Annotated in this window: 15 protein-coding genes; 13 read left to right on the top strand and 2 right to left on the bottom strand. The window is 34.5% G+C overall.

All coding sequences use genetic code 11. The features are described 5' to 3' along the window. Positions 1-807 precede the first annotated feature (807 nt). Positions 808-1,758, top strand: coding sequence for a hypothetical protein (locus tag B5P42_RS27050; protein ID WP_113735669.1), 951 nt, complete (start codon positions 808-810; stop codon positions 1,756-1,758). Positions 1,759-2,322: 564 nt separating this feature from the next. Here B5P42_RS27050 and B5P42_RS32150 read toward each other — a convergent pair. Together B5P42_RS32150 and B5P42_RS27055 are read right to left on the bottom strand one after the other, a co-directional pair. After that, entirely contained in the window at positions 2,323-2,481 is a 159-nt protein-coding gene (locus B5P42_RS32150; RefSeq protein WP_181458837.1) for a hypothetical protein, read from the bottom strand. A gap of 241 nt (positions 2,482-2,722) precedes the next feature. Beyond that, on the bottom strand, positions 2,723-4,420 hold the full coding sequence (locus B5P42_RS27055; protein WP_113735670.1) for an XRE family transcriptional regulator: 1,698 nt from the start codon (positions 4,418-4,420) through the stop codon (positions 2,723-2,725). Between the two features lie 549 nt (positions 4,421-4,969). On the opposite strand from B5P42_RS27055, the gene gntR reads away from it, so the two are divergent. The 12 genes from gntR to B5P42_RS27125 all read left to right on the top strand — a co-directional run bounded on the left by gntR (position 4,970) and on the right by B5P42_RS27125 (position 23,634). Next, positions 4,970-5,701, top strand: a complete 732-nt coding sequence (gntR, locus tag B5P42_RS27060) for a gluconate operon transcriptional repressor GntR (protein ID WP_000167473.1) — start codon at positions 4,970-4,972, stop codon at positions 5,699-5,701. Further along, positions 5,694-7,229 carry a gluconokinase gene (gntK, locus tag B5P42_RS27065; protein WP_113735671.1) on the top strand — a complete coding sequence of 512 codons (1,536 nt, stop codon included), beginning with the start codon at positions 5,694-5,696 and terminating at the stop codon, positions 7,227-7,229. Before gntR ends, gntK begins: the two co-directional genes overlap by 8 nt. A 117-nt stretch (positions 7,230-7,346) precedes the next feature. Next, a complete protein-coding gene (gene gntP / locus B5P42_RS27070; RefSeq protein WP_113735672.1) occupies positions 7,347-8,693 on the top strand; it encodes a gluconate permease GntP in 1,347 nt (448 codons plus the stop codon). Positions 8,694-8,957: 264 nt separating this feature from the next. After that, positions 8,958-10,367, top strand: coding sequence for an NADP-dependent phosphogluconate dehydrogenase (gene gndA, locus B5P42_RS27075; protein ID WP_113735673.1), 1,410 nt, complete (start codon positions 8,958-8,960; stop codon positions 10,365-10,367). A 2,016-nt stretch (positions 10,368-12,383) separates the two neighbouring features. Beyond that, on the top strand, positions 12,384-14,093 hold the full coding sequence (locus B5P42_RS27085; protein WP_113735674.1) for a hypothetical protein: 1,710 nt from the start codon (positions 12,384-12,386) through the stop codon (positions 14,091-14,093). Between the two features lie 1,004 nt (positions 14,094-15,097). Continuing rightward, the gene (locus B5P42_RS27095) at positions 15,098-16,204 is read left to right on the top strand and encodes a conjugal transfer protein (protein ID WP_113735676.1); all 1,107 of its coding nucleotides are present in this window, start codon (positions 15,098-15,100) and stop codon (positions 16,202-16,204) included. A gap of 2 nt (positions 16,205-16,206) precedes the next feature. Then, positions 16,207-16,497, top strand: a complete 291-nt coding sequence (locus B5P42_RS27100) for a hypothetical protein (RefSeq protein ID WP_113735677.1) — start codon at positions 16,207-16,209, stop codon at positions 16,495-16,497. A 41-nt stretch (positions 16,498-16,538) separates the two neighbouring features. Next, positions 16,539-16,943 (top strand): TcpE family conjugal transfer membrane protein, encoded by a 405-nt coding sequence (locus tag B5P42_RS27105; protein WP_000192364.1) that lies wholly within the window; start codon positions 16,539-16,541, stop codon positions 16,941-16,943. A gap of 59 nt (positions 16,944-17,002) precedes the next feature. Then, entirely contained in the window at positions 17,003-19,543 is a 2,541-nt protein-coding gene (locus B5P42_RS27110) for an ATP-binding protein (protein ID WP_113735678.1), read from the top strand. A gap of 1 nt (position 19,544) precedes the next feature. Next, entirely contained in the window at positions 19,545-20,027 is a 483-nt protein-coding gene (locus B5P42_RS27115; protein WP_113735679.1) for a hypothetical protein, read from the top strand. Positions 20,028-20,058: 31 nt separating this feature from the next. After that, positions 20,059-22,368: a CD3337/EF1877 family mobilome membrane protein gene (locus B5P42_RS27120; protein WP_113735680.1), complete on the top strand. Its 2,310-nt coding sequence runs from the start codon at positions 20,059-20,061 to the stop codon at positions 22,366-22,368. Positions 22,369-22,395: 27 nt separating this feature from the next. Continuing rightward, complete coding sequence (locus tag B5P42_RS27125) at positions 22,396-23,634, top strand: bifunctional lytic transglycosylase/C40 family peptidase (RefSeq protein ID WP_113735681.1); 1,239 nt, start codon at positions 22,396-22,398, stop codon at positions 23,632-23,634. Positions 23,635-23,647 lie beyond the last annotated feature (13 nt).

Consider the following 23,647-nt stretch of genomic DNA (forward strand, 5'->3'; position numbering starts at 1 on the left):
TATGGATAAGAAGGTGTGGGTTGCAAACTCATACCTTCTTATTATTTCATATATATATTTCCTAAAGGAGATTAGTGTTAAGTGATAAAAAAGTTGTTTAGTTTATAATAAAGTCGTTTAAAAAATAATAAAGTTGTTAAAAAAATGCAAGTCATTTTATTCAACAATCGGGCCATTTTATGGAATAGCACTCAATAAGAAATAATTGGATATTCATGCTGAAATCTAATTAGGTTTGTGAAGTAATGTATCTAAACTAACATGAAAAAAAACTTCTGTAATTAAAGGAAAAAGGCAAAACTAAAATAGACGCAGCTCATTCAATTTTTTTAAAAAGAAAGCGTCCAATTCATTGATCAATTATTATAGTTGACTAGATTAAGAAGCTTCAGGTTCTTGCGACGTAACTGTGTATCCAAGACTTTGTAATCTTCGGAATGAATGTCGAATAATTGATTGCTGTCTCTGTTTGTCAAACTAGTCTTCGGCTAAATCTACATACATTTAATGTGAAAAAACATCAAAAACCTCATCAACCAAAGTTTGAAAGAAAAATGGTATCTTTTCAGATTGTTGGCGAAAAAGAACTGACGTTTTAGCAAGGGAGTGTCTTAATTAAACATTGGGTGATGTGCTATCCCTCATGGGGTTGTTTGGCAGGACTGTTCCAATATGTGTTACTATTTAATTGTTCCAGCAATAATTACTAAAATAAGGTAAAATGTGTAGGGATGGAGAGACTAGCGATAAGTTTAGTATCTGAAAAAACTAATTTTACTGGTCAGTGAAGGGGGATCTGTATTCGATATGTTAAAAGATGATATTATTTTGGATAAGCTGCAGCAATTTGTTTCTGGGGAATCTATTCAACGCCAAAGTATGAAGACTAGCCTTGCTGATTTTATATTGTCATCTGGTGAAACGTCGAAAGCTGCAAATTGGATAGTTAACTATATCGAGAGCTTATGTCATGACAAGCATGATAAGGGTGTTTACACTCAAATGAACAACCCTGAATTAATTGCTGATTTATTAGAAGTGGCTTATGAAAGTCTGAGTAGGGACGCTGATCTGCAGCCATACGTTACGCAAATCGCACGATTATTGTATATTGACAAAAAGGAACGAGATAAATTAGATTCTGAACGATATGTTCAGTACCGGGCAGCTGTAATGTTAGATGAATTAATTTCCTTAAACGTTTCGTTGCCACCGGAAGTAGTAGAGCTAGTGTTATCGGATTATTATAGAAATGATATACCGACAAAAGAGTTCATTTGCAGTATATGGCGGAGATTGGCTGAAAGAGGCATTAATATATCCAATCATATAAGTTCACTTGTCACCAATGTTAATAACCAAGAATCTTCTACTCTCACTAATAATAGTATACTAGCTTTATGGGCATGCATTCGCAGGGGATTCTTTGATACACCTATCCCTGATAGTAATCTAACTTACCACGTATGGCTTTGGCATATGACTACAAGCTGTGTTGGTAAACTGAAGAAAAGATATGAGGAACCTACCCGCTCAGTGGCGGTCGGCTGTCTTCTTGAAACTGCAAGGATATACCCGGAGGCTCAATCTTTGATTCTAGAGTGCATGGATAAATGGGGAATTGCAGAACCAAAGCGTCCACGTAGTGATTTTCAACGAGATTTAAAAGAGCTTTTTTCACGTTGCGAAAATCATCCAGGCATAAATTGCTTACCAGAGAATTATGTTATTACTAAAAGAGGAATCATGATTCAATAACGTAAGGATCGTACGAATCAAGTTTGGTTATTTTGAAAAAGTAATTGATAATAAAATAATGATAAAAAGATGTGAATTTTTTGCTTAATAAATGTATTATACTTTAATTAATTCTTTAGGTTGTTATTTATGAGTTCTAGTAATTTTGGGTCATAATAGTAACATTTGGTTACAAGTGAACCTTTTTATTTGTACTAACGGGGACTTTAGCAACTAATAGAGTAACTATTTTGGAATTCTTTAATATTCAACAATCGGGCGCGATTGTTGAATAAAACTTAGATTTTTAAATGACTTTATTATTATATTTTTTAGTGTAGTGAAATATCTTATATCAAAATTAAGCAACTATATTTTTAACCCCGTCCTATATTTAGAACGGGGTTATGCTTGTTTGAGCTTTTAAAATCAAATAACTTTATTATCATTTTACAATTAGTTCTTTATGCTAAAATTCAAATGAGTTTGTGAAGAAACGAAGAAAAATTTTAAACAATACGGAATAACTCCTTACTGGTTAAAATTTTAAAGAAGAACAATAAAAAACCAGTAAGGAGTGGTTTCTTAATCTCGCATTGCCCCAGCTTCTCGGGAAGTCATTGCTCCTTGTCCTTCTCTTACATCATTTTGAATTTCTTGTTTTACTTTTTGCGCATCAGTTTCTGCAAAATTTGGTTTCATAATTGAATCAGACTTCTCTATAGCTTTTTTATTATGTTCCATACAAACCCTCCTCAATTAAACGTTTAACAATCTTATTATGTACAAAAGTACACTCGGTATCCCCCGAGTAGTTGAACGAATTTCACGTAAACTAAAAGGGGGGAATTAAATAAGTGGTTTCTGATTTTAGGAATAGCCATTAGAAGTGATTCCACAATCGGGCGCGATTATGGAGCAATACATATAGAAAATGAACAAACTAAAAAGAAGCAGGTACCTCTGTAAAGGTACCTGCTTCTTTTTACATAGACTCTATAATCATTTGTCTTTCATACCACTTGTTCAGTTTTTCATTAACGCTTTTTGAAATACGCTTCATTTTTTTATTACAGAATCTTGATAGCGTAGCAGGGGATAGATCTATCTCATCCGCTATTTCACGCATTGTTTTGTTTTGATGCATATGCTGATACATAATTTTTTCTCGTATCATATCTTCTGATCCTTCAGGAGTTTTTTTTACTGTCTCTGCAATATAATGGTCCTCCTGCTTCTCTTGCATACCTATTGCTTTTTTCTTTACCATACTATCTATATTATTCATCAATTCTTTTGGTGGTAAGATAATGATTCCTAATTTTGAATAGTAATTCTTAAACCAATTACGCTCTCCTATTTTGGTTTCATCTAATTCCTCTGCATATGCCCAATGTGAAATTACATTTTCCTTTTCTAAATCAATTAAAACATTTTCTAGTTGTTCACGAATTCGAGTTGGGCGACCCTTAGTTGTTTTTATACCGATGACAGATAGTAGACCTTTTTCTCCACCAATGGAGTATGGTCTTTTTAAAGTGCTGTATTGTTGACGAATTCGCCACTGCCAGGATAAATAACGTATTAAACGTTTATGAAACTTGTGTCTATAACTATTATACTCTAATGCTTTTTTTGACAATAAAGCAGTTGTACTATTAGAACCATACAAATAGCCTGATAAGAAACTCCCTGGCTTAATCTTACAGGATTCTATTCCCATGTATTCATTAGTATTCTTATCTCTCCATAGCACTACAGAATCAAGTACGAACAGCCTTTTGATTACTTCACGTTTCATTTCGAATTGTTTGCCAGTTTCTGCTTGATCATTCAGTACTACGACTTCATTATCATCATTCAAATAAATAAAGATACTAGCCAGCGCTGCAATACGTTGCGCTACCTTTATCTTATCTTCTGCACGATAATACTCTACACCGTTAGCTGATGCTTTTGGCATATTACACAATTCCAATACATTTTCATAACTAAAATCTATGAATTCATCTGGAGATTTAGCTTGATTTAACCATTGTATTGTAATGGTATCCAAACAGTCTGCTGTAAGATCATCCATATTACTAATTACTCCATCAACCAATATAGACCATCTTTCTGCTTCGTTTGTATTCACTAATCTCAAATCCTCATCTTTATGTGAAGATAGTTGTGCAACTCCGCTTGAATTCTTTGTTTCTAATGGCAGTACCTGTTTTGCTACTGCTTCATCTTCCTCAAAATGATTTTTTGCTATTCCATCACGTAGTTGATAATACATTGCGTCATTGGTTACAGGATAGTAATCATCCGATATATCTTCTATATGTTCTGTTACCTGACTATCTTCAAAAATTGAAATTTGAGTTGGTTCAACTGCTTCAACTTTTTCTCCGAATTCTTGTTCAATGATCTTATTTAGTACATTTTGAATCTCAATTTTATATTTATCCAGATTGGCATAAATGTTCAACAACGATATTCCTTGCTCTTGTTTCTGACCTAACCAAGAAACAAGTGTTGAAAAGGAAGGGGACATATTAGCTGATGTTACTAATTTATCGTGATTCTCTTGTACTTCTTTATAGTATTTATTCCATTTGGCCCATAACTGCTTGTTTTCTTCATAAATTGGAGCAGCAAGTAGGAGGGCATCACTGAACAATACTAATACTTTTTCCATATTTAAGTACCTCCTAACAATGTTAATAACCAATATAATTTAAATCCTAACACTATGAAACGTCATAGCTATATGTTGGCTACATAACCTTTAAGTTGAAATGTTATCTGAATAATCCGCACAATTGTTGATTTTTACTCGTTCTATTGTGGATCATTTAAATTCTCTTTACTTGTCTTTAATTATATAAGACTGCTTCTATTTGTAAAATCATTACTTTACAATACAATTTCAATTTTTAAAAGTTTTTAATGCTCAAATTCGGTTACTGTTACATTCTTAACATCTATATTTTTGATTCGAAAAATTGTAAACCCGAGTGCTAAATATGTTGATGTAAGTCCTTGGATATCGTATTCTTCAGTTTTCCATTCCCTAAATCTTCTTCATCAACAATAATAGTTTTTGGGGCGACTCGATTTGTTAGCTTGATAATTATGGGGCTTTCCTCTAAAACAACCAAAGCAAACAATAAAAGCGCTTGCATAATTAAAAATCCGAGTTATAATACTTGTATACAAGTATACTTGATTAACACGAGGTGAGTTTATGACGAAATCAATGGAATTTCTTTATCCTGAAAAATGGCTTTCAAAAGCTTCTACAGGTGATCGTGTTGCGAGCGAACTGAGAATGCGCATTATTGCAGGTGAAATTGAAAGCGGTACCATCCTATCGGAAAATAAATTAGCTGCCGATTTTTCTGTAAGTCGGTCACCCGTTCGTGAAGCATTAAAAGTACTAGCTTCTGAAAATATTATTCGCTTAGAAAGAATGGGCGCAGTTGTCATTGGTTTAACCGAGAAAGAAATCGAAGAAATATATGATGTTCGTTTACTTATAGAAACGTTTATCTTTGAGCGACTTGTAAAGATGGACACAAATGATTTAGTAAGAGAACTAAATAAAATAATGGAAATGATGAAAATCGCCATTAAATATCATGATTCTGATGAGTTTTCTTATCAAGATCTCTTATTCCATGAAACGATTATTCGAACCATTGAGCATTCCTACATCCTGATGATTTGGAATAATTTAAAGCCTGTTATGGAAAGCTTAATCCTTTTATCAATGCGTACTCGTTTCAAGGAAAAGTACGAAGACTTTGAACGGGTTATTAAAAATCATGAGCTTTATATAAAAGCAATCGAATCAAAAGATCGAGCCCTCATGATTGAGGCCTTACATCAAAACTTTGATGATGTTCAAGGGAAAGTTGAAGATCTCTGGATGTCACAACAAATGTTATCTAAAGGAGTAGAGCAAGGACATGAGTAGCTATATGTTAGGTATAGATATCGGTACAACAAGTACGAAAGCAGTTTTATTTACTGAAAAAGGCGAAGTCATCCAAACCGAGAATATTGGTTATCCACTTCGCACACCGGATATATCCACAGCGGAACAAGATCCAGAAGAGATTTTCCAAGCTGTTTTACAAGCGATATCAAATATAACGAAACAGCATTCAGATAAAAAACCATCGTTTATTTCATTTAGCAGTGCTATGCATAGTGTCATTGCTATGGATGAAAATGATCAGCCGCTGACACCTTGTATCACTTGGGCAGATAATCGTAGTGAGGCATGGGCACATAAAATCAAAGATGAACTGAATGGCCATGAAGTTTATAGACAAACAGGAACACCTATTCACCCAATGTCACCATTAAGTAAAATTACATGGATTGTGAATGACCATCCGGAAATTGCTATTAGAACGAAAAAATATATTGGAATCAAAGAATATATCTTCAAACAATTCTTTGATCAATATGTTGTTGATCATTCCATCGCCTCATGCATGGGTATCATGAACTTAAAAACACTAGATTGGGATGAGGAAGCTTTAAAAATTGCTGGTATAACACCAGCTCAATTATCTGAACTCGTACCAACCACCCAAATATTTAGCAACTGCAATCCAGATTTAGCCCAAAAGATTGGTATCGATTCACAAACACCGTTTGTCATTGGTGCCAGTGATGGGGTGCTTTCTAATCTAGGTGTGAATGCAATTCGAAAAGGTGAGATTGCTGTCACAATTGGGACAAGCGGTGCTATTCGGACCATCATTGACAAGCCACAAACAGATAAAAAAGGAAGAATATTTTGTTATGCCTTAACGGAAAAGCATTGGGTAATTGGTGGACCGGTAAACAATGGCGGAATGGTCCTTCGCTGGATTCGTGATGAACTTGCTTCATCAGAAGTAGAAACTGCGAAAAGACTAGGAATTGATCCATACGATGTATTAACTAAAATAGCTGAACGTGTGAGACCTGGTGCAGACGGATTATTATTCCATCCATACCTCGCAGGTGAACGTGCACCATTATGGAATCCAGATGTACGTGGCTCCTTCTTCGGTTTAACGATGTCACATAAGAAGGAACATATGATTCGTGCAGCTTTAGAAGGCGTTATATATAATTTATACACTGTATTCTTAGCGTTAACCGAATGCATGGATGGTCCTGTAACCCGTATTCAAGCAACAGGCGGCTTCGCAAGGTCTGACGTTTGGCGACAGATGATGTCCGATATTTTCGCATCTGAAGTCGTTGTTCCAAAGAGCTACGAAAGCTCTTGTCTAGGTGCATGTATATTAGGTCTCTATGCCACAGGAAAAATTGATTCTTTTGAAATCGTTTCCGAAATGGTTGGCAGTACCTACAAACATACACCGAAAGAAGAAGCAACAAAAGAATACAGACAATTACTGCCGATATTTATTAACCTATCAAGGGCGCTAGAAGACGATTATACACGAATTGCAAATTATCAAAGAAATTTAATAAAGTAAAACCTTCATCAGTAATCCCCCAATCCTCACTTCTCTCTAAATCTTGAGGTGGGGGGGACTTACTGCCAACTTATAGTGGGATAAACACAAATACAGCTAATATTGGGGGGAACTACGATGCCATTAGTCATTGTAGCAATTGGGATTTTAGCATTACTTTTACTGATAATGCGCTTTAAATTAAATACCTTTATTTCATTAATCATTGTATCGGTCGGGGTTGCTTTAGCACTTGGAATGCCACCAGAAAAAATTTTAAAAACCATTGAAGCGGGATTAGGCGGAACACTTGGTCATTTAGCACTCGTTTTTGGACTTGGTGCGATGTTAGGTAAGTTGCTTTCAGATTCTGGGGGCGCACAACGCATTGCCATGACCCTTGTGAAAAAATTCGGGGAAAAGAACATTCAATGGGCTGTTGTGACTGCCTCATTTATTATCGGTATTGCATTATTTTTTGAAGTAGGATTAGTATTATTAATTCCGATTGTATTTGCTATTTCAAGAGAATTAAAAGTTTCTATCTTATATCTCGGTATTTCGATGGCAGCAGCTTTATCTGTAACACACGGATTTTTACCGCCACACCCAGGACCAACCGCTATCGCTGGTGAATTGCATGCAAACATCGGTGAAGTATTACTTTACGGTTTTATGATAGCGGTTCCAATAGTTGTGTTAGCTGGACCTGTATTTACTAAACTTGCAAAAAAACTAGTACCTGAGGCGTTCACAAAAACTGGTAATATCAAATCTTTAGGTGAGCAGAAAGTATTTAAACTTGAAGAAACTCCTGGCTTTGGAATCAGTGTTTTTACCGCTTTACTGCCTGTTCTTTTAATGGCAATCGCTACAATTATTAATTTGCTGCAAAAAACAATGGGATTTACAGATAATAGTTTACTAGCAGCAATCGAGTTTATTGGAAATGCGGATACAGCCATGTTGATATCCTTACTAGTTGCGATCTATACAATGGGATTGGCAAGAAATATTCCAATCAAAAACGTGATGGAATCTTGTACAACAGCGATCTCGAATATTGGGATGATGCTCTTAATTATTGGTGGAGGCGGAGCCTTCAAACAAGTATTAATTGATGGCGGCGTTGGTAACTATGTAGCCGAATTATTCAAAGGAACTTCATTATCACCGATCTTACTCGCATGGATTATCGCTGCCATCTTACGTATTTCATTAGGGTCTGCTACGGTTGCTTCATTAACAACTGTCGGTTTAGTGATTCCGATGTTAGGTCAATCTGATGTTAACCTTGCTTTAGTTGTCCTTGCAACAGGGGCTGGTAGTTTAATTGCTTCACACGTGAACGATGCTGGTTTCTGGATGTTCAAAGAGTACTTTGGTTTAAGCATGAAAGAAACATTTGCAACATGGACTTTACTTGAGACTATCGTTTCTGTAGCCGGATTAGGATTTACTTTATTATTAAGTTTATTTGTATAGATCTTTCTAAACAATAAAAGGGATACGGAAGCTGTTTAATGTGATTTTTCATAATTAACCGGTTATTATTCATGATTGATTAATAAGGATGAAAATTTCTCTTTATTTTTTAACTTGATAGTGATGTGCCGTGTCCCTATAACCTTTTGCACGAATACTGGCGGTGCCTATTGAAATGAAAAAGATTGATTATTTGATTAAAGTGTTATTTTAGGTATATATACTATAATACAGAGTAACATACATGGAAAGGAACGATGGAATATGGCAAAGTTACAAATTGGAGTTGTTGGTGTGGGCGTTATGGGAAAAAGCCTGGCACTTAACTTTGAAAGCAAAGGGTATTCTGTTGCCCTATATGATATTTCAAAGGAAAAAGTTGATGAAATCATTGAGGAAAACCGTGGTAAAAACTTAGTTGGTACTCATATAGTTGAAGAGTTTGTTAACTCACTTGAATCACCTAGAAAGATTTTATTAATGGTTAATGCAGGGGAAACTACAGATAAGGCGATTGATTCTCTAGTCCCTCACCTCGATAAAGGTGATATTTTAATTGACGGTGGTAATACATACTTTGTCGATACAATTCGCCGAAACAAACGTCTTGCCGAAGAAGGAATCAATTTCATCGGTGCAGGTGTGTCAGGCGGCGAAGAGGGTGCATTGAAGGGACCATCTATTATGCCAGGCGGACAGAAGGATGCATACGAAAAAGTAAAGGATATGCTTGAAAACATCTCTGCAAAAGTGAATAACGAGCCTTGCTGTTCTTATATCGGACCTAATGGGGCAGGCCACTATGTAAAGATGGTTCACAACGGTATTGAGTATGGAGATATGCAATTAATTTGTGAAGCATATTTCTTCTTGAAACAAACACTTGATTTGACTGCAGAAGAGTTCCATGAAATATTTGCTGAATGGAATAAAGGTGAACTGAACAGCTATCTAATTGAGATTACAGCCGATATCTTCAAGAAGAAAGATGAAGAAACTGGTAAGCCATTAGTGGATGTTATTCTTGATACTGCAGGACAAAAGGGTACAGGGAAATGGACAAGCCAAAGCGCACTTGATTTAGGTATCTCTCTCCCTATTATCACGGAATCTGTATTTGCACGTTGCATTTCTGCTTTAAAAGAAGAGCGCGTGAACGCAAGCAAAGTTTTATCTGGCCCTAAAGATAAAACAGCAATTGGAGTTGAAAAAGCTGAATTAATTGAAGCAGTGCGCCAAGCTTTATATATGAGTAAAATTTGTTCTTATGCACAAGGATTCACGCAATTGAAGGCAGCTTCTGAGGAATATGATTGGAACCTTGATTTTGGCAGCATTTCTATGCTTTGGAGAGGCGGATGTATTATCCGTGCTGCCTTTTTACAGAACATTAAAGAGGCTTATGAGACAAACACTGACCTACCGAACCTTTTACTTGATCCATACTTTAAAGAAATTGTAGAGTCATATCAAGGCGGATTACGCCAAATTATCTCAATGGCGGTACAACAGGGCATTCCGATACCTGCATTTTCAGCAGCAATTTCTTATTATGACAGCTATCGTACTGCCAAACTACCTGCAAACTTGTTACAAGCGCAGCGCGATTATTTTGGAGCGCATACGTATAAACGAGTAGATAAAGAAGGTACATTCCATACAAAATGGATATAAAATAAGAAATGGACTAAGATTAAATTCTTAGTCCATTTTTCATCCCACGATTCGCAGGCAATAAGACTCCCACTGATGGAAGTTCACTTTAAACGGATGACTGAATAAAAGTGCGTTTGTTTTTCCCATTTAGATGAAAAACCACATAACATTTAAGTTGAAATGTTATCTGAATAATCCGCACAATCGTTGGTTTTTACTCCTTTTATTGTGGATCATTTAAATTCTCTTTACTTGTCTTTAATTATATAAAACTGCTTCTATTTGTAAAATCACTACTTTACAATACAATTCCAATTTTTAAAAGTAAATTAGTTAAACACACCGATTTTTTGCTTAACGCCTAGAAAACTTGTTACTTTAAGTCACAACTTAAATACCCCAGCTGCTTCTTATTTGAAACTACATAGCCTTCTCCTGGCTATTACTTCTTATTTGAAACTATATAGCTTTATCATGGCTATTACTTCTTACTTGAAACTGCATAGCTTTATCATGGCTATTACTTCTTACTTGAAACTATATAGCTTTATCTTGGCTATTACTTCTTACTTGAAACTATATAGCTTTATCTTGGCTATAAGCCCTTATTTGAAACTGTATAGCCTTATCACGGCTATTACTTCTTATTTGAAACTACATAGCCTTATCGCGGCTATTACTTCTTATTTGAAACTATATAGCTTTATCGTGGCTATAAGCCCTTATTTGAAACTGTATAGCCTTATCACGGCTATTACTTCTTACTTGAAACTATATAGCTTTATCATGGCTATTACTTCTTACTTGAAACTGCATAGCTTTATCATGGCTATTACTTCTTACTTGAAACTATATAGCTTTATCATGGCTATTACTTCTTATTTGAAACTATATAGCTTTATCATGGCTATTACTTCTTACTTGAAACTGCATAGCTTTATCATGGCTATTACTTCTTACTTGAAACTATATAGTTTTATCTTGGCTGTGGCTATAAGCTCTTATTTGAAACTACATAGCCTTATCATGGCTATTACTTCTTATTTGAAACTATATAGCTTTATCTTGGCTATACGCTCTTATTTGAAACTGCATAGCTTTATCTTGGCTATTACTTCTTATTTGAAACTACATAGCTTTATCTTGGCTATTACTTCTTACTTTTAATAATGAATAGCTATATTGTGGTTACAATTTCGTAATTTATGAAACGTTATAGCTATATGATGGCTATTACTTCTTACTTTTAATAATGAATAGCTATATTGTAGTTACAATTTCGTAATTTATGAAACGTTATAGCTATATGATGGCTACAACTTTAAAAAAATGAAACGGGAATATCCTAAAATTCATTGGACTAAAAAAATTTTTATTCTATGTAATTTAGTAATAAACGTTGATATAAAGCCATTTCATTAAATATGAAAGAAAACATACTAAAATCATTATAGCTATATGATGGCTACAACTTTCACTTTAAAACTTCAAACAAATCTATATATACCAAGGGTTACAGCGGTTTTTAATAAAATATAACTTGTTTTAAAAACATGAAACGTTATAGCTATATGACGGCAGGAAACATGAAACGAAATGAAACGTTTATAGCGGTATGATGGCTACAACATTTCATTTAAAAACAGTTATAACTACCTATATATCAGTGTTTATACGAAATCTATAGAAATTTCTCAGTCAATCAAAAACATGAAACGTTATAGCTATATGATGGCTATAACTTTAAAATGAAATTAGCGTAAAACCCTATAAAATCAATGGTTTAGAAAGATTCATCCCACTGCATACTACGTTTCATATTCAAAAAACTTTATAGCCCTATGGTGGCAACAAACTTTTTTTCATGAAACGTCAAACCCCTTGTCGCATAAGGGATTGAGGTACGTTTCATTTTTTTGTTTTTCCTCTTAAAGGGACAAATTTCACCAGCATTCGATTTGATATAATCAAAAATGAAATTCTATATCTAATTGTAGGGAAAACTGCAACTTAAAATAAAAGGAGGTGAAAAAGATGGCAAAGCCTTTCGTTATAAAGAACAAACGTAGTTTGAATGGTGAAACAACAACACCGGTAATTGTAACAATTAAATCATGGCAAAAGTTAGTAGAAGCTTTGGAAGGTAAGTATTACAGTTTTAAAGATACTTATTTAGAAGACATTGTGAAGTCAATGTCCTATGAAGAACGAATTGCAGATGAAGAGGGGTTTGTTGAACAAGCAAAGCCATCTTTTTCACTGAAAATGAAAAAAGTTTTAGATAAAGTAAGTGTATTTGATAAAACTGAGGGCAGAAAACATAAGCTATATGGTATTACAAATGCTGATTTAGAAGTATTTCTATTTCTTCATAAAAAATGTAATACATATGGTGAGCTTTCGCATGTATCGATCCACATGCTTTGGGAAGATTATAAAAATTATAAAGAAGCATTTGCACATATTCACCACTCACAATTTTATGTGGCTTTGAAGAAGTTAAGTTTCCATAACATCATTACAATCGAAAATGAGTACAGTGGTAAATATAAAATCATCTTAACTGATTTCATGAATAAGGAAACGAATAAAGCAAATGCATATACATTTATTAGCCCGATAGTATTTACCAAAGAATTCTTTGAGTTATCTATTGCAGCTAAGAAACTATTCATGGATGTAGCAATGCAGCAGAAACGCGAAACTACCCTGAAACGTTCTTTATTTAAAGTTGATGAACAAGGAAACTCAACACACTTTGGTGGTATGTATCGTTACCTACATAAGAAATACCCACATCAGATTCGTGCTGTACTTGAGGAATTAGAAACAAAACTTTCTGCTACTGGATCTCCTTTATTTAAAATTTGCAAGTTAGAAAAAGGGAAGAGGAATAAAAAGCAATACACAACATTGCATTTATCTGTACATCCTGATTTCTTATGCGCGAAAGAAGAAGGAGCAGAATACCGTGATCCATTTACACCACGAGATACATATAAGCGTAAAGTTAAATTCATTGAGAACTTGTTAGTTGAAATGAATATTGCTGAATTTGCAAAGGATATGAATCAATTCATTAACGTTTTAAAACACTCTTGTCATCGTCAAATTCGCCAAGTAGTTCGTGGCTTACGAGAAATGATTGATCGACAAGAAGGATATCCTAAAAAGCTTGTTTATACACTAAGTAAATTATTAAAGCAATCTTCTCAATATCGTGTATTAGACACAGCTGCTAAAACTGGTATTTATCCTTTAATTACACACAATGTACCTAAACATGAACAAGAAGAGGCCATTTTTAAATTTGGTACTCATTTTGCTATATACTCTTTACGAAATGTTCAAAAGCTATTCCGTAAAACGCATGACCTGCTTCATGCGAAATATGCTGTACCTGTAACTATAGATGCTTATCATCGTAATTACATGCAGTATCAAGAGGAATCACTATTTAGAAAATATGCTTATGAGCAAGGAGTAAATATTAACGCATATACAGCATTAGAAATTGAAATCCGTGAACTATTAAAGTCTAGCGGGCATCAAGGAACTAACATGCCTAGTGATATTCGTGAACTGTTCATTGAAAAAGTTGATAAATTGCCGAAGGAAAAGATTCGTGTAATTGAGGTCCCTGAAGACTTTGATTTAATTCAGTTTCTACAGTCCTTAGAAGCATACTACCGTTCAACAAGTGAAACACCACATTCGGTCGATCAGCTGCTTCCAGCAATGTAAAGATACAGCTCTCTATTTTTGAAAAAAACAAAAGTAGAGGGCTATTCGTGTTGGAGATAACGTGTAGAGTGTATTACTTCAAACAAAACAGAGAGAAAGTTTTCAATTTAAATGATCACGACTCTCTATTTTTTATGCAATTACATACATTGTACGTAAATCAAAATGAGATATTCACAATTTTCGAGTTATTAAATCTGAATTTTCAATCCTTTTGTGTCATTTCATCTACAAAAAAGCAGAAATATTTTTTATTTTTCTGTTGATATCTTAATAAATTTGATCTGATGTGTATAATATATAGCCATAAGTACTGTTCTTATCATGTTCTACCTCTAAATCTACTTAAAATCAGAAAAAATTCTGTTAGTTATGTTTAAAAAGTGGATTCTGTTCCTAACTATGACCAATTTGTTAATAAATTGTGTGTAGTTTTTAAGAAATGTGGAAAGTTTGTTCGTAAGTCAGCGAAATTTGCATTTATTATTTATTCATTCACTCGCATCAAATTAACGATGATTATATGTAGTTTTTATATACCTACTTTACGATATTTTGTAGTTTTTAATCATCATCCAGCTCATTAAGTACGTTCCCAGTATTTACTTTTTATGATTTTTTGCGGCTAGAGTAATTATGAACCCTTAGCACAGCAATGTTTTAACACTATTTTCCCTCTGTATAAAAGTATTATCTTTTTTCTTTATATATATTAAAGATATATATTATATTAGGTTTTAATATTGTTTAATGCTTACTATAGAGAATAGGTCCTGTGTAAAACCAATTTCATTTCTTAATGGAATTGGTTTTTTTATGTACTGTAATAAACATTTTATTTAGTATTAATCATTCCTAAAAAACTTTGATATAAAATATAATTTTTTTTATATATTCTCTTAGATTTCCGAAAAAAGTAAATCATACTTAAAGTAGATAGTTGATTAGTAGAAATTACAATGAAATTTGTAATCTCCTAACCATTTAAAAAGAGAGGTGAAGACATGGTAAAAAAGAAATCCCAGAAAAACTCCGAAAAAAAGAAATTTACATTCTTTAAAAAAGCAAAAAATAAAACAACTGAAATATTAGATATGCAACAAGAAAATTCAGAAGCGCTTAAAGAAATGAAGAAACGTAAAACAAGGGAGAAAGTTCCAGCTATAACAGGAAGAAAAGTAGGTAAGGTTACATTTTGGTGTGTGATGGGATTCGTGTTTGCAGGAAGCTCCCTTTCATTTATCCAACTTGCCGGTCCTCCTAGAGCAGTAGCTGTTCAAGAAAAAAAGGAGGAACCCGTAAAAGTTAAAATGTCGGAAGCAGAATTAATTGCATATGCCAATAGTTTTGCCGCTGATTATTTTAACTGGAAGGTTGATATGAATGTAGCTGAAACACGGAAAAAACGATTAGAAAAATATTTAGTTGAAGGATCCAATGAGCAAGGAGGATTAAATAGAGATACTTTAAAAAATGCTTCTAGTACTTTAGTTAAGTCAGAAGCTGTAGAGGTTCGTCAAAAAGGAAATGAAGCAGAAGTTACATTGCAAATCATTCAAAAACTAGAACCTATAAATAATCCAGCTCCTGGAACGACTCAAGCCCCAGATACACCAAAAGAACCTAAAGAAGTTACAAGGTACTTCTCTATTCCAATCTTAATGGAGAAAGGGAAGATGGTGATTCCTGACAATCCTACAATCGTTCATGGAGAGAGAGAAAAGGCATCTTATAAAGTGGCTACATTCAAATCAGAAGGACGAGAAATTAATACAGAAGCAAAAATTAAAAAAGTAGAACAATTTTTACAATCTGTATTTAAAGTGTATACAGAGGGAACACCAGAAGAAATTGCTTACTATTTTGAAAAAAGCAATATAACAAATGGGCTCAAAGGTATTATGACATTTAGCAAATTAGAAAACCTACGTATTTATGAAGATAAGGATAAAGGGTACAGGGTCTTAGTTGATGCCAAATTAAAAGACAATGATAGCAGCTTAGAGTACACATACACATATGATTTAAATCTAGTAAATAAAGATAACAAGTTTTCAATTAGCTCTATGAAGAAATTTGAAAACAAATTAGAGAAAGTGGAGGGTAAATAATTATGGAGCTTTTGGGATTAGATATGGTTGTTCATCAATTACCTGCTATTACAGACGCAGCTGTAATAGGTAATATTAATTTTGGAGTAAATATTAAAAATTGGTTAGTAGCTCAATTAGGTCCAATCTTTTTAGTTGTAGCACTTATTGGAGTAATTATCTTTGCAGTTAAACGACAAATGGCTGGTTTACTTGGTTGGATAATTGTTTGTGCACTATTATCAGTTTTTGTATTCTCACCAGACGTTTTCAAAGATCTTGGTACAAAATTATATAATTTAGTATTCAAGTGATACATTAAAAATCTCTGAAAATATTAAAGGGGTTGGTAGAAATGACTCAAAAGCCGACTCGTAAAGAAGTTAGGACATACAACTCGATATGGGATATTCCTAAGAGTTTATACGGGATAAGGGACTTAACCCTCCCTTTCCCAGTTCCTTATAGACAGTTGGGCTTCTTTGTTGGATCTTTACTTTTAATTTTAATTCTAGATCAGTTTTTACCTTTAGGAAATAATGTGTTTTTAAAATATTTAATACTACCAGGTGGAATAGCATACTTCTTTGGAAATGTAGAATTGGATGGAAAAAGCCCACATAAATTTTTATTTCGATTTTTCGTGTTTATGTTCGAAAATAAGAAGATTAGCCGCTATAAAGATACAACTGGTAATATTGGAAACTATCAATATAAAACCTTAATACGATTCAAGGATGATTCAATCAATAATAAGTAATTAATTAATCTATACGGAAGAATTATTCTAGTCTCATATTCTTCTCTAAGGAGGGTAAAATGAATCAGGTTGAATTTCCAGTCAAATACTTTCACGAAAATTTGATTTTTAACCAAGATGGCTCTTGCTGGGCGTATTATGAGGCATACGGAATACCATACGAGTTCCGAGGAGATGATGATAAAAATACCTTATTCATGCGTCAATTTGGCTTGTTTTGGAATTTTGATGAAGAAAAGCATCTCTTAATGATTCCTGTTTATCAGAACTTCCAAGAAAAAGCAGATGAATTCAAAGAAACAGTAAGCGGTGAATTAAAAGAACTTGCAATTGATCATACAGATGATGTCGTACATGAGCTAGAACGAAAATTTGGTAAAAATGCAGTAGAGTACCGATATTTTATTGGCGTGAAATTAAAGGTAAGACACATACAAGAAGGGTTTAAAGAAATGTTGTACACAGCATTTCATACCTTTAAAAACACTGCAGAACAGTTTGGGTTACTTGGTGACACCAACATACTAAAAACTGATTTGGAGATGTTTAAAAGAGAAGCTAGCGCTTTTAAAAATAAAATAAGAAAACATTTGGCTGTAAGGGCTCTAGAAACTAATGAAACGCAATGGATTATATTAAGAAACTTCTATCGCACATTAGAGGCGCCAGTAACTGCTGGATGGACACCTCCCGTACAGAATGACGACTCTGCAATCATACCAAATCAAGAAAGCTTATTACGTTTATCCGAGGCAGAATTTGATGTTAAAGGAAGACATATTGAAATGTCCCAGATTGGTACCGACGGGTTAGAATATCCAGCATATATGAGCTTTTTATCTACATCTAAAATCCCATATACGATGGAGTTTCCAGACCAAGAGTGGATGTATATGATTCAAAACATAGATTTCCCTATTGAATTAAGTGTCCGTACAGAAAACATAAATCATCGTAAAGCACTATCTAAACTAAATAAGAAGAAAAAGGATTTAGAAGATCAAGAAATGCATGCAAGGGAAAATGCACAAACTGTTGGATTAAACGTGTATGAAGGTGTTCAGGAAGCTACTGAGCTACAAGCCCTCATACAAAAAACACGTATGCCGTTAGTAAAAACATCAGTATCTTTCTGTATATGTACCGAAGATTTAGATACAATGCGTCGGAATACAAATTCACTCATTTCTATTTATAGAGAGATGATGATTGAACTAGTAAGACCATATGGAGATCAGTTCCTCCTGTTTAATGAACATATCCCTGGGGCAAGAAGGTATGTAAATGATTATATACACTTTATGGAACCTGGAGTACTTGCGGCCGGTATGTTTGGAGCAACACAAGATTTAGGAGATAATATCGGATTCTATATTGGAACAACTGGTATTTTAAACAAAGCAGTTTATATGACACCTTCTCTTGCAGCAACAAATACTGTTGCAAATCAAAAAACAAGCGCACTTTCAGTTGCAGTAACAGGAAGTACTGGATCGGGTAAATCATTTGGAACGAACCTAATTGTTTATCTTGCAGTACTTGGAGGAGCTCAAACACTGATAGTCGATCCAAAAGGTGAGAGGGGAAACTGGACAGAAGATTTACACGGTTTAGAAGGTAAAGTAAACGTTATTACACTAGGGACTGATAGACGAGATGAAGGGAAACTAGACCCATTTATCATTCATAAACATAGTCGAAAGGATGCAATTGAGTTAGCAATGACAATTCTTACTTTCATTACAGGTATTAAACCTGATAACTCGGAAAAGTTCCCACGCTTGGCTTCAGCTGTAGAATTTGTTGCAGGAATGGAAGAGCCATGCTTAACTGCTGTATCTCAATACCTTGAAGATAGTGAGGATAAAGTTGATCAACAATTAGCGGCTCATATCCAAGCATTTGAGAATTTATCATTTGCACACTTAATCTTTGGTGATGGAACAAATAGAGATATTGAACTTGATACAGCAGTAAATATCATACAAATTCAGCATCTTGACATGCCAGATATTCAAAAGGATCCGAAAGATTATACCTTACAGGAAAATTTATCTGTTAGTATGCTGATGTCTCTATCTTCTTTTGCAAGAAAATTCTTTCAAAAAGACCCTACTAAATTCAAAATTGTTTTATTGGATGAAGCATGGGCAATTATGGGGACTTCTCAAGGGCGAGAGTTGGCCCGTAAGCTAGTTCGTGAAGGTCGTGCCTTAAACTCTGCAGTTTACTTTGCTACTCAAAGTGCAAGTGACCTTGGAGATGAGACATTTAAAAATAATATTGGTATGAAGTTTTCATTCCGTAATACAGACAGTAAAGAAATTTCTTCAATATTAGATTTCTTTGGTTTACCTGATAACGAAGAGAACCATGCGATTATTACAAATTTAGAAACAGGACAATGTTTATTCCAAGATATCCAGGGAAGAACAGGCGTTGTCACAATGGATGTAGTGTTTAAGGATCTATACGACGCATTCGATACAAGGCCAAATGCAAGAAAGAATTATAGAAAGTCAAATGATGATGAAAAGCAGGAAGTTAAAGCAACCTTTGTCGAAGAAGGGGGAGAAAAAATAAATGTAGGAGTGAGTTAATATGGTAAAAACTAAATTTAAAAAAGTTATACTAACAAGTCTATGTGTAGGTACTCTTTTCCTGAGTGCAGCATGTGGTAATAGTGAAAAAAGTGTAGGAGAAGAAACAGATAAACAGGGACACACTCCTAGAGAAATGATGCTGGATTTTGTAAACGCAGATTTACGAAATGATTTGAGAACAATACGTAAATTAGTTGTCGATGGAGAGAAAAATGAAGTATTGGATCCTAATAAAGGACCTCAAAATAATTTATCTTACAAAGATTACACAGTAAAAGAATATGTGGTAGATAAGGATACAATTATGTATAACTTTATTTCAAAGAAGCCCCCTAAAAATATCGATAAAGCAGTGAAATGGGTAAGGGTCGTTCGTACAGAAGATGGTTTTAAAGTTCGAAGTTATTCTGGACCCGAACGAAATGAAATTGATGAAGTAGCAAATACTAAACCGACTAATGAGTTTAGTTCAAAAGATTAATAGGTTTCCCATAAAGGGGGAGTAACATGTAATGAAAAAGTTTATTACCCTATTGTTATTAATTTGTACTTTGCTTTTAGTATTTAATTTACTTTTTAAAGCTACACCAGTCTATGCGGAAGAAGAGCCAAGACACTCCCTTATTGACGACATTATTCCGAAAAGTAAAGAGAAATTAAAATTTGAGGAATATCCACCAAGTAGTTATGGCATCGATGTTTATACTCCAGAAGGTGGATTTGGAGAATCTCTTAAATTTTGGAAATGGAAAGATAATATTAAAGAACAAATTGTAGCAACTATTTTTATATTAATTAGTATTGCATGGACAGTAAACCTTGCAATTAGTAGTTTGGTAACAAGTTTGGTAGGCCAATCAATGAGTTTAAATATAGTTGCTGATGTTGGAGATAAGTTGGGTGAGGTAATATCTAAAACAGCAGGGTTCAATGGTTCTTGGGGTAATGGAATATATAGTGAACTAATTGGGCTCATGTTAGCTTTACTAGCATGCTGGGTTATCTGGGTAGGCTTTATACAGCGACGTCAGTCGGAAATGCTAGGAGGATTGTTAAAAGCATTAGGTATTTTAGTTTTCACTCTAGGTTTTTTTACGAATTCAAGTTATATCATCAAAGGATTAAACAATTTTTCAGAGCAAGTAAATAAAACTGTTCTTGATACATCTCAAAGTATTAGTGGAGCAAGTGAAGGACATTCAAGTGGTGTTGATTCCATTACTGATTTAACACACACTCTATTAATAAAGCAACCTTATACATTATTACAGTTTGGCACAACAGATATGAAGAAAATCGGTGATGAAAGAATAAAGAAATTGTTAACAACGACAGATCCTGAAAAAAGAAAAGATCTTTTAAAAGAGGAAGTTGAGATTCAGAAAAACAAAACACTGTCGTTAGATGCTACTTTTGAGAGAGGGGCACTCGTATTACTACTAGGTGTCATTAATGCTCCTTTATGGATTGTTTTGGGATTATGCAGTATGGCGATGTTATTTTATCAATTAATGTTTATCATCGTAGCGCTAATGTCACCTGTAATGTTATTAATGGCATTAGTACCTGCGTGGACTGGAACTGCTAAAAGGTTCTTAGCTGAACTGTTTAGAACATTGCTTATGAAAGTTGCAATTGGTTTCCTGGTAACTTTAATGTTTTGGGTATCGTCAATTTTGTTCAGTGCTACTGATAAGTATGGATACTTAGTTGTAGCTATACTACAAATACTTTCATTCTTGGGTGTTTGGTTATACCGTAAAACAATTTTCGATGCAATTACTACAGTACCAGCAAATGCAGGGGCAGCAAGAGCTTCAGATGCTATGAGTAATATTAGGCAGAAATATCGTGATGTTAGACGTGGATCTAAGACAGTTGGAAGAGGTGTAGCAGTAGCTGGCGCCGCGGGTGTTGCAAGTGCTGCGGTGGCAGGGAAAATGGGTAAATCAGGCTATAGTAAGTTTAAACAGTTAAAAGAAAACTATGCAGATAGAAAAGAAAAGGTAGCAGATGGTAAACGCAAGGAAAAAGAACAAATGCAAGCAGAAAAAGAAAAAAATATTAATCAAATGAAAAAAGAAGAAAATTTAGGTGTTCGCGATAGAAAAGGAAATCAGGAGCAAGAAAGGGTTAAGGAAGAAGTAGCCGCAACTAAAGAGAATCCAGAATTAGCAGTACGAGGGAAACATGAAGATAATAATCCTGAAATACAACAAGCAGAACTAAAAGATAAAGAAGAGGATGTAAAACCAGTAGCGCAATCAAATGAGGAACTAAATAATAAAGAAGAAGATGTAAAAGCTCAAGTTAGACCGGTAGCAAATCAAAATAATGGTGGACTTGAGAATAAGCAAGAAGATGTAAAGGCGGAAGCAAAACCAGTAGCAACAATTAAAACAACAACGGGTCAAACAAAATCAATGGATGGCAAACCGATCACAACACCACAGTCAGGAACAACACCATCACCAGCGAATCCGATGGAAAGTAAGCCAATCACAACACCACAGTCGGGAACAACACCATCGCCAGCGAATCCGATGGAAAGTAAGCCAATCACAACACCACAGTCGGGAACAACACCATCACAACCGAAACCGATTGAGAGTAAACCAGTCACTACTTCACATGTAAGTACGCCACAAAAACAAGTAGAGGTAAAACCGGTTAATCCACAACAAACTAAAAATATTCCTAAAGTGAATAATCAGCAACAGGTAAAAGAAGGGGCAGCAATTAAAAAAGTTGACACGAAAGCACAAACACAACAAGAAGCTTTAAAAAATGTAAAAGCAAAAGAAACCATAAAACCAAAATAATTCAGCTCATGAGGGAGGGTTTATACATTGAGTGCGGAACCAAATCGCGACCTTGAAAATGAACATCATCCTGAAGCTGAACTAGGGAATGCTAAGCCTGCCTTGAAAAAGGCAGGCCATTCTTTAGGGAAGGCGGCTGGTAAAGGATCAAAATTAGCGGGTAAGGCAGTTGCACAAGTAGGTAAGAAAGTAGCAGTTAAAGTAGCACAGAAGGCAGCTACAGTTGCTGTTGCAAAGCCATTATTAATAGTAGCCGGTGTTATTCTGGTTGTTGTTGCAGGTTTAGGTATTGTGATATTTTTATTAACTGCCACAATGAGTGAAGATGAAGTCAGCCCTGGGGGAATTGGTGGTCCTTTTGCACCAGGTACTGCAAGTGTCAGTCCTGAAGTAATGAGATGGGAGCCATTGGTAAGGAAATATGCGGCGCAACATGGCATAGAAGCAATGACTCCATTAATATTAGCTCTTATTCAACAAGAAAGTTCTGGAACACAATTGGATGTTATGCAAAGTTCAGAATCACAAGGGTATCCTCCTGGGTATTTTACTGATCCAGAGGAAAGTATAAAATATGGTTTAATGCATTTTGCTGATTGTCATAAAAAATCAAATGGTGATCAAAATACTACATTACAATGTTATAACTACGGAACCGGATACACTAACTATGCAGTTTCGAAAGGTGGATATACACACGAGAATGCAAGAGCATTTTCTGCAGAGCAATCAGCTAAAAATGGTTATAGATGTGCATCATGGCGAAGTGCGGAGGCAGTAGCTAATAATTGGTGTTATGGTGATCCAGACTATGTCCCACATATTATGAGATACTATCAACCTGGTCAAACCCCTGGTGGTTCTGACGGAATTGCTGGCGGTAGCGTTTTAGGTGATGATGTATTCCAAGCAATTATGGCAGAAGCACTAAAGTATCAAGGATGGCCATATGTTTTTGGAGGGCGAACACCAAATACGTCATTTGACTGTAGTGGAATTATTGAGTATACGTATTCAAGAGTTGGTATTAATTTATTTGGTACTGCACAAACCCAATGGGATAAAACCCAACGTATAACAGATCCTAAGCCAGGAGATTTAGTATTTTTCCATAGTACTTATGCTACAAGTAACTACATTACGCATGTTGGCATTTATGTAGGAAATAATACAATGTATCATGCTGGCGATCCGATTGGCTATGCTGATTTAAGTAAATCATATTTTCAACAGCATTTTGCGGGATATGGTCGTGTAGTTAGATAATAATGCATGTAAC

Origin of the sequence: Bacillus sp. SRB_331 (genome assembly GCF_003264175.1) — a bacterium.
GTDB classification, from domain to species: domain Bacteria; phylum Bacillota; class Bacilli; order Bacillales; family Bacillaceae_G; genus Bacillus_A; species Bacillus_A mycoides.

Bases quoted from the DNA above. Each gene is read 5' to 3' on its own strand.
- B5P42_RS27050 (WP_113735669.1), top strand. From the start codon at position 808: ATGTTAAAAGATGATATTATTTTGGATAAGCTGCAGCAATTTGTTTCT.
- B5P42_RS32150 (WP_181458837.1), bottom strand. From the start codon at position 2,481: ATGGAACATAATAAAAAAGCTATAGAGAAGTCTGATTCAATTATGAAA.
- B5P42_RS27055 (WP_113735670.1), bottom strand. From the start codon at position 4,420: ATGGAAAAAGTATTAGTATTGTTCAGTGATGCCCTCCTACTTGCTGCT.
- gntR (WP_000167473.1), top strand. From the start codon at position 4,970: ATGACGAAATCAATGGAATTTCTTTATCCTGAAAAATGGCTTTCAAAA.
- gntK (WP_113735671.1), top strand. From the start codon at position 5,694: ATGAGTAGCTATATGTTAGGTATAGATATCGGTACAACAAGTACGAAA.
- gntP (WP_113735672.1), top strand. From the start codon at position 7,347: ATGCCATTAGTCATTGTAGCAATTGGGATTTTAGCATTACTTTTACTG.
- gndA (WP_113735673.1), top strand. From the start codon at position 8,958: ATGGCAAAGTTACAAATTGGAGTTGTTGGTGTGGGCGTTATGGGAAAA.
- B5P42_RS27085 (WP_113735674.1), top strand. From the start codon at position 12,384: ATGGCAAAGCCTTTCGTTATAAAGAACAAACGTAGTTTGAATGGTGAA.
- B5P42_RS27095 (WP_113735676.1), top strand. From the start codon at position 15,098: ATGGTAAAAAAGAAATCCCAGAAAAACTCCGAAAAAAAGAAATTTACA.
- B5P42_RS27100 (WP_113735677.1), top strand. From the start codon at position 16,207: ATGGAGCTTTTGGGATTAGATATGGTTGTTCATCAATTACCTGCTATT.
- B5P42_RS27105 (WP_000192364.1), top strand. From the start codon at position 16,539: ATGACTCAAAAGCCGACTCGTAAAGAAGTTAGGACATACAACTCGATA.
- B5P42_RS27110 (WP_113735678.1), top strand. From the start codon at position 17,003: ATGAATCAGGTTGAATTTCCAGTCAAATACTTTCACGAAAATTTGATT.
- B5P42_RS27115 (WP_113735679.1), top strand. From the start codon at position 19,545: ATGGTAAAAACTAAATTTAAAAAAGTTATACTAACAAGTCTATGTGTA.
- B5P42_RS27120 (WP_113735680.1), top strand. From the start codon at position 20,059: ATGAAAAAGTTTATTACCCTATTGTTATTAATTTGTACTTTGCTTTTA.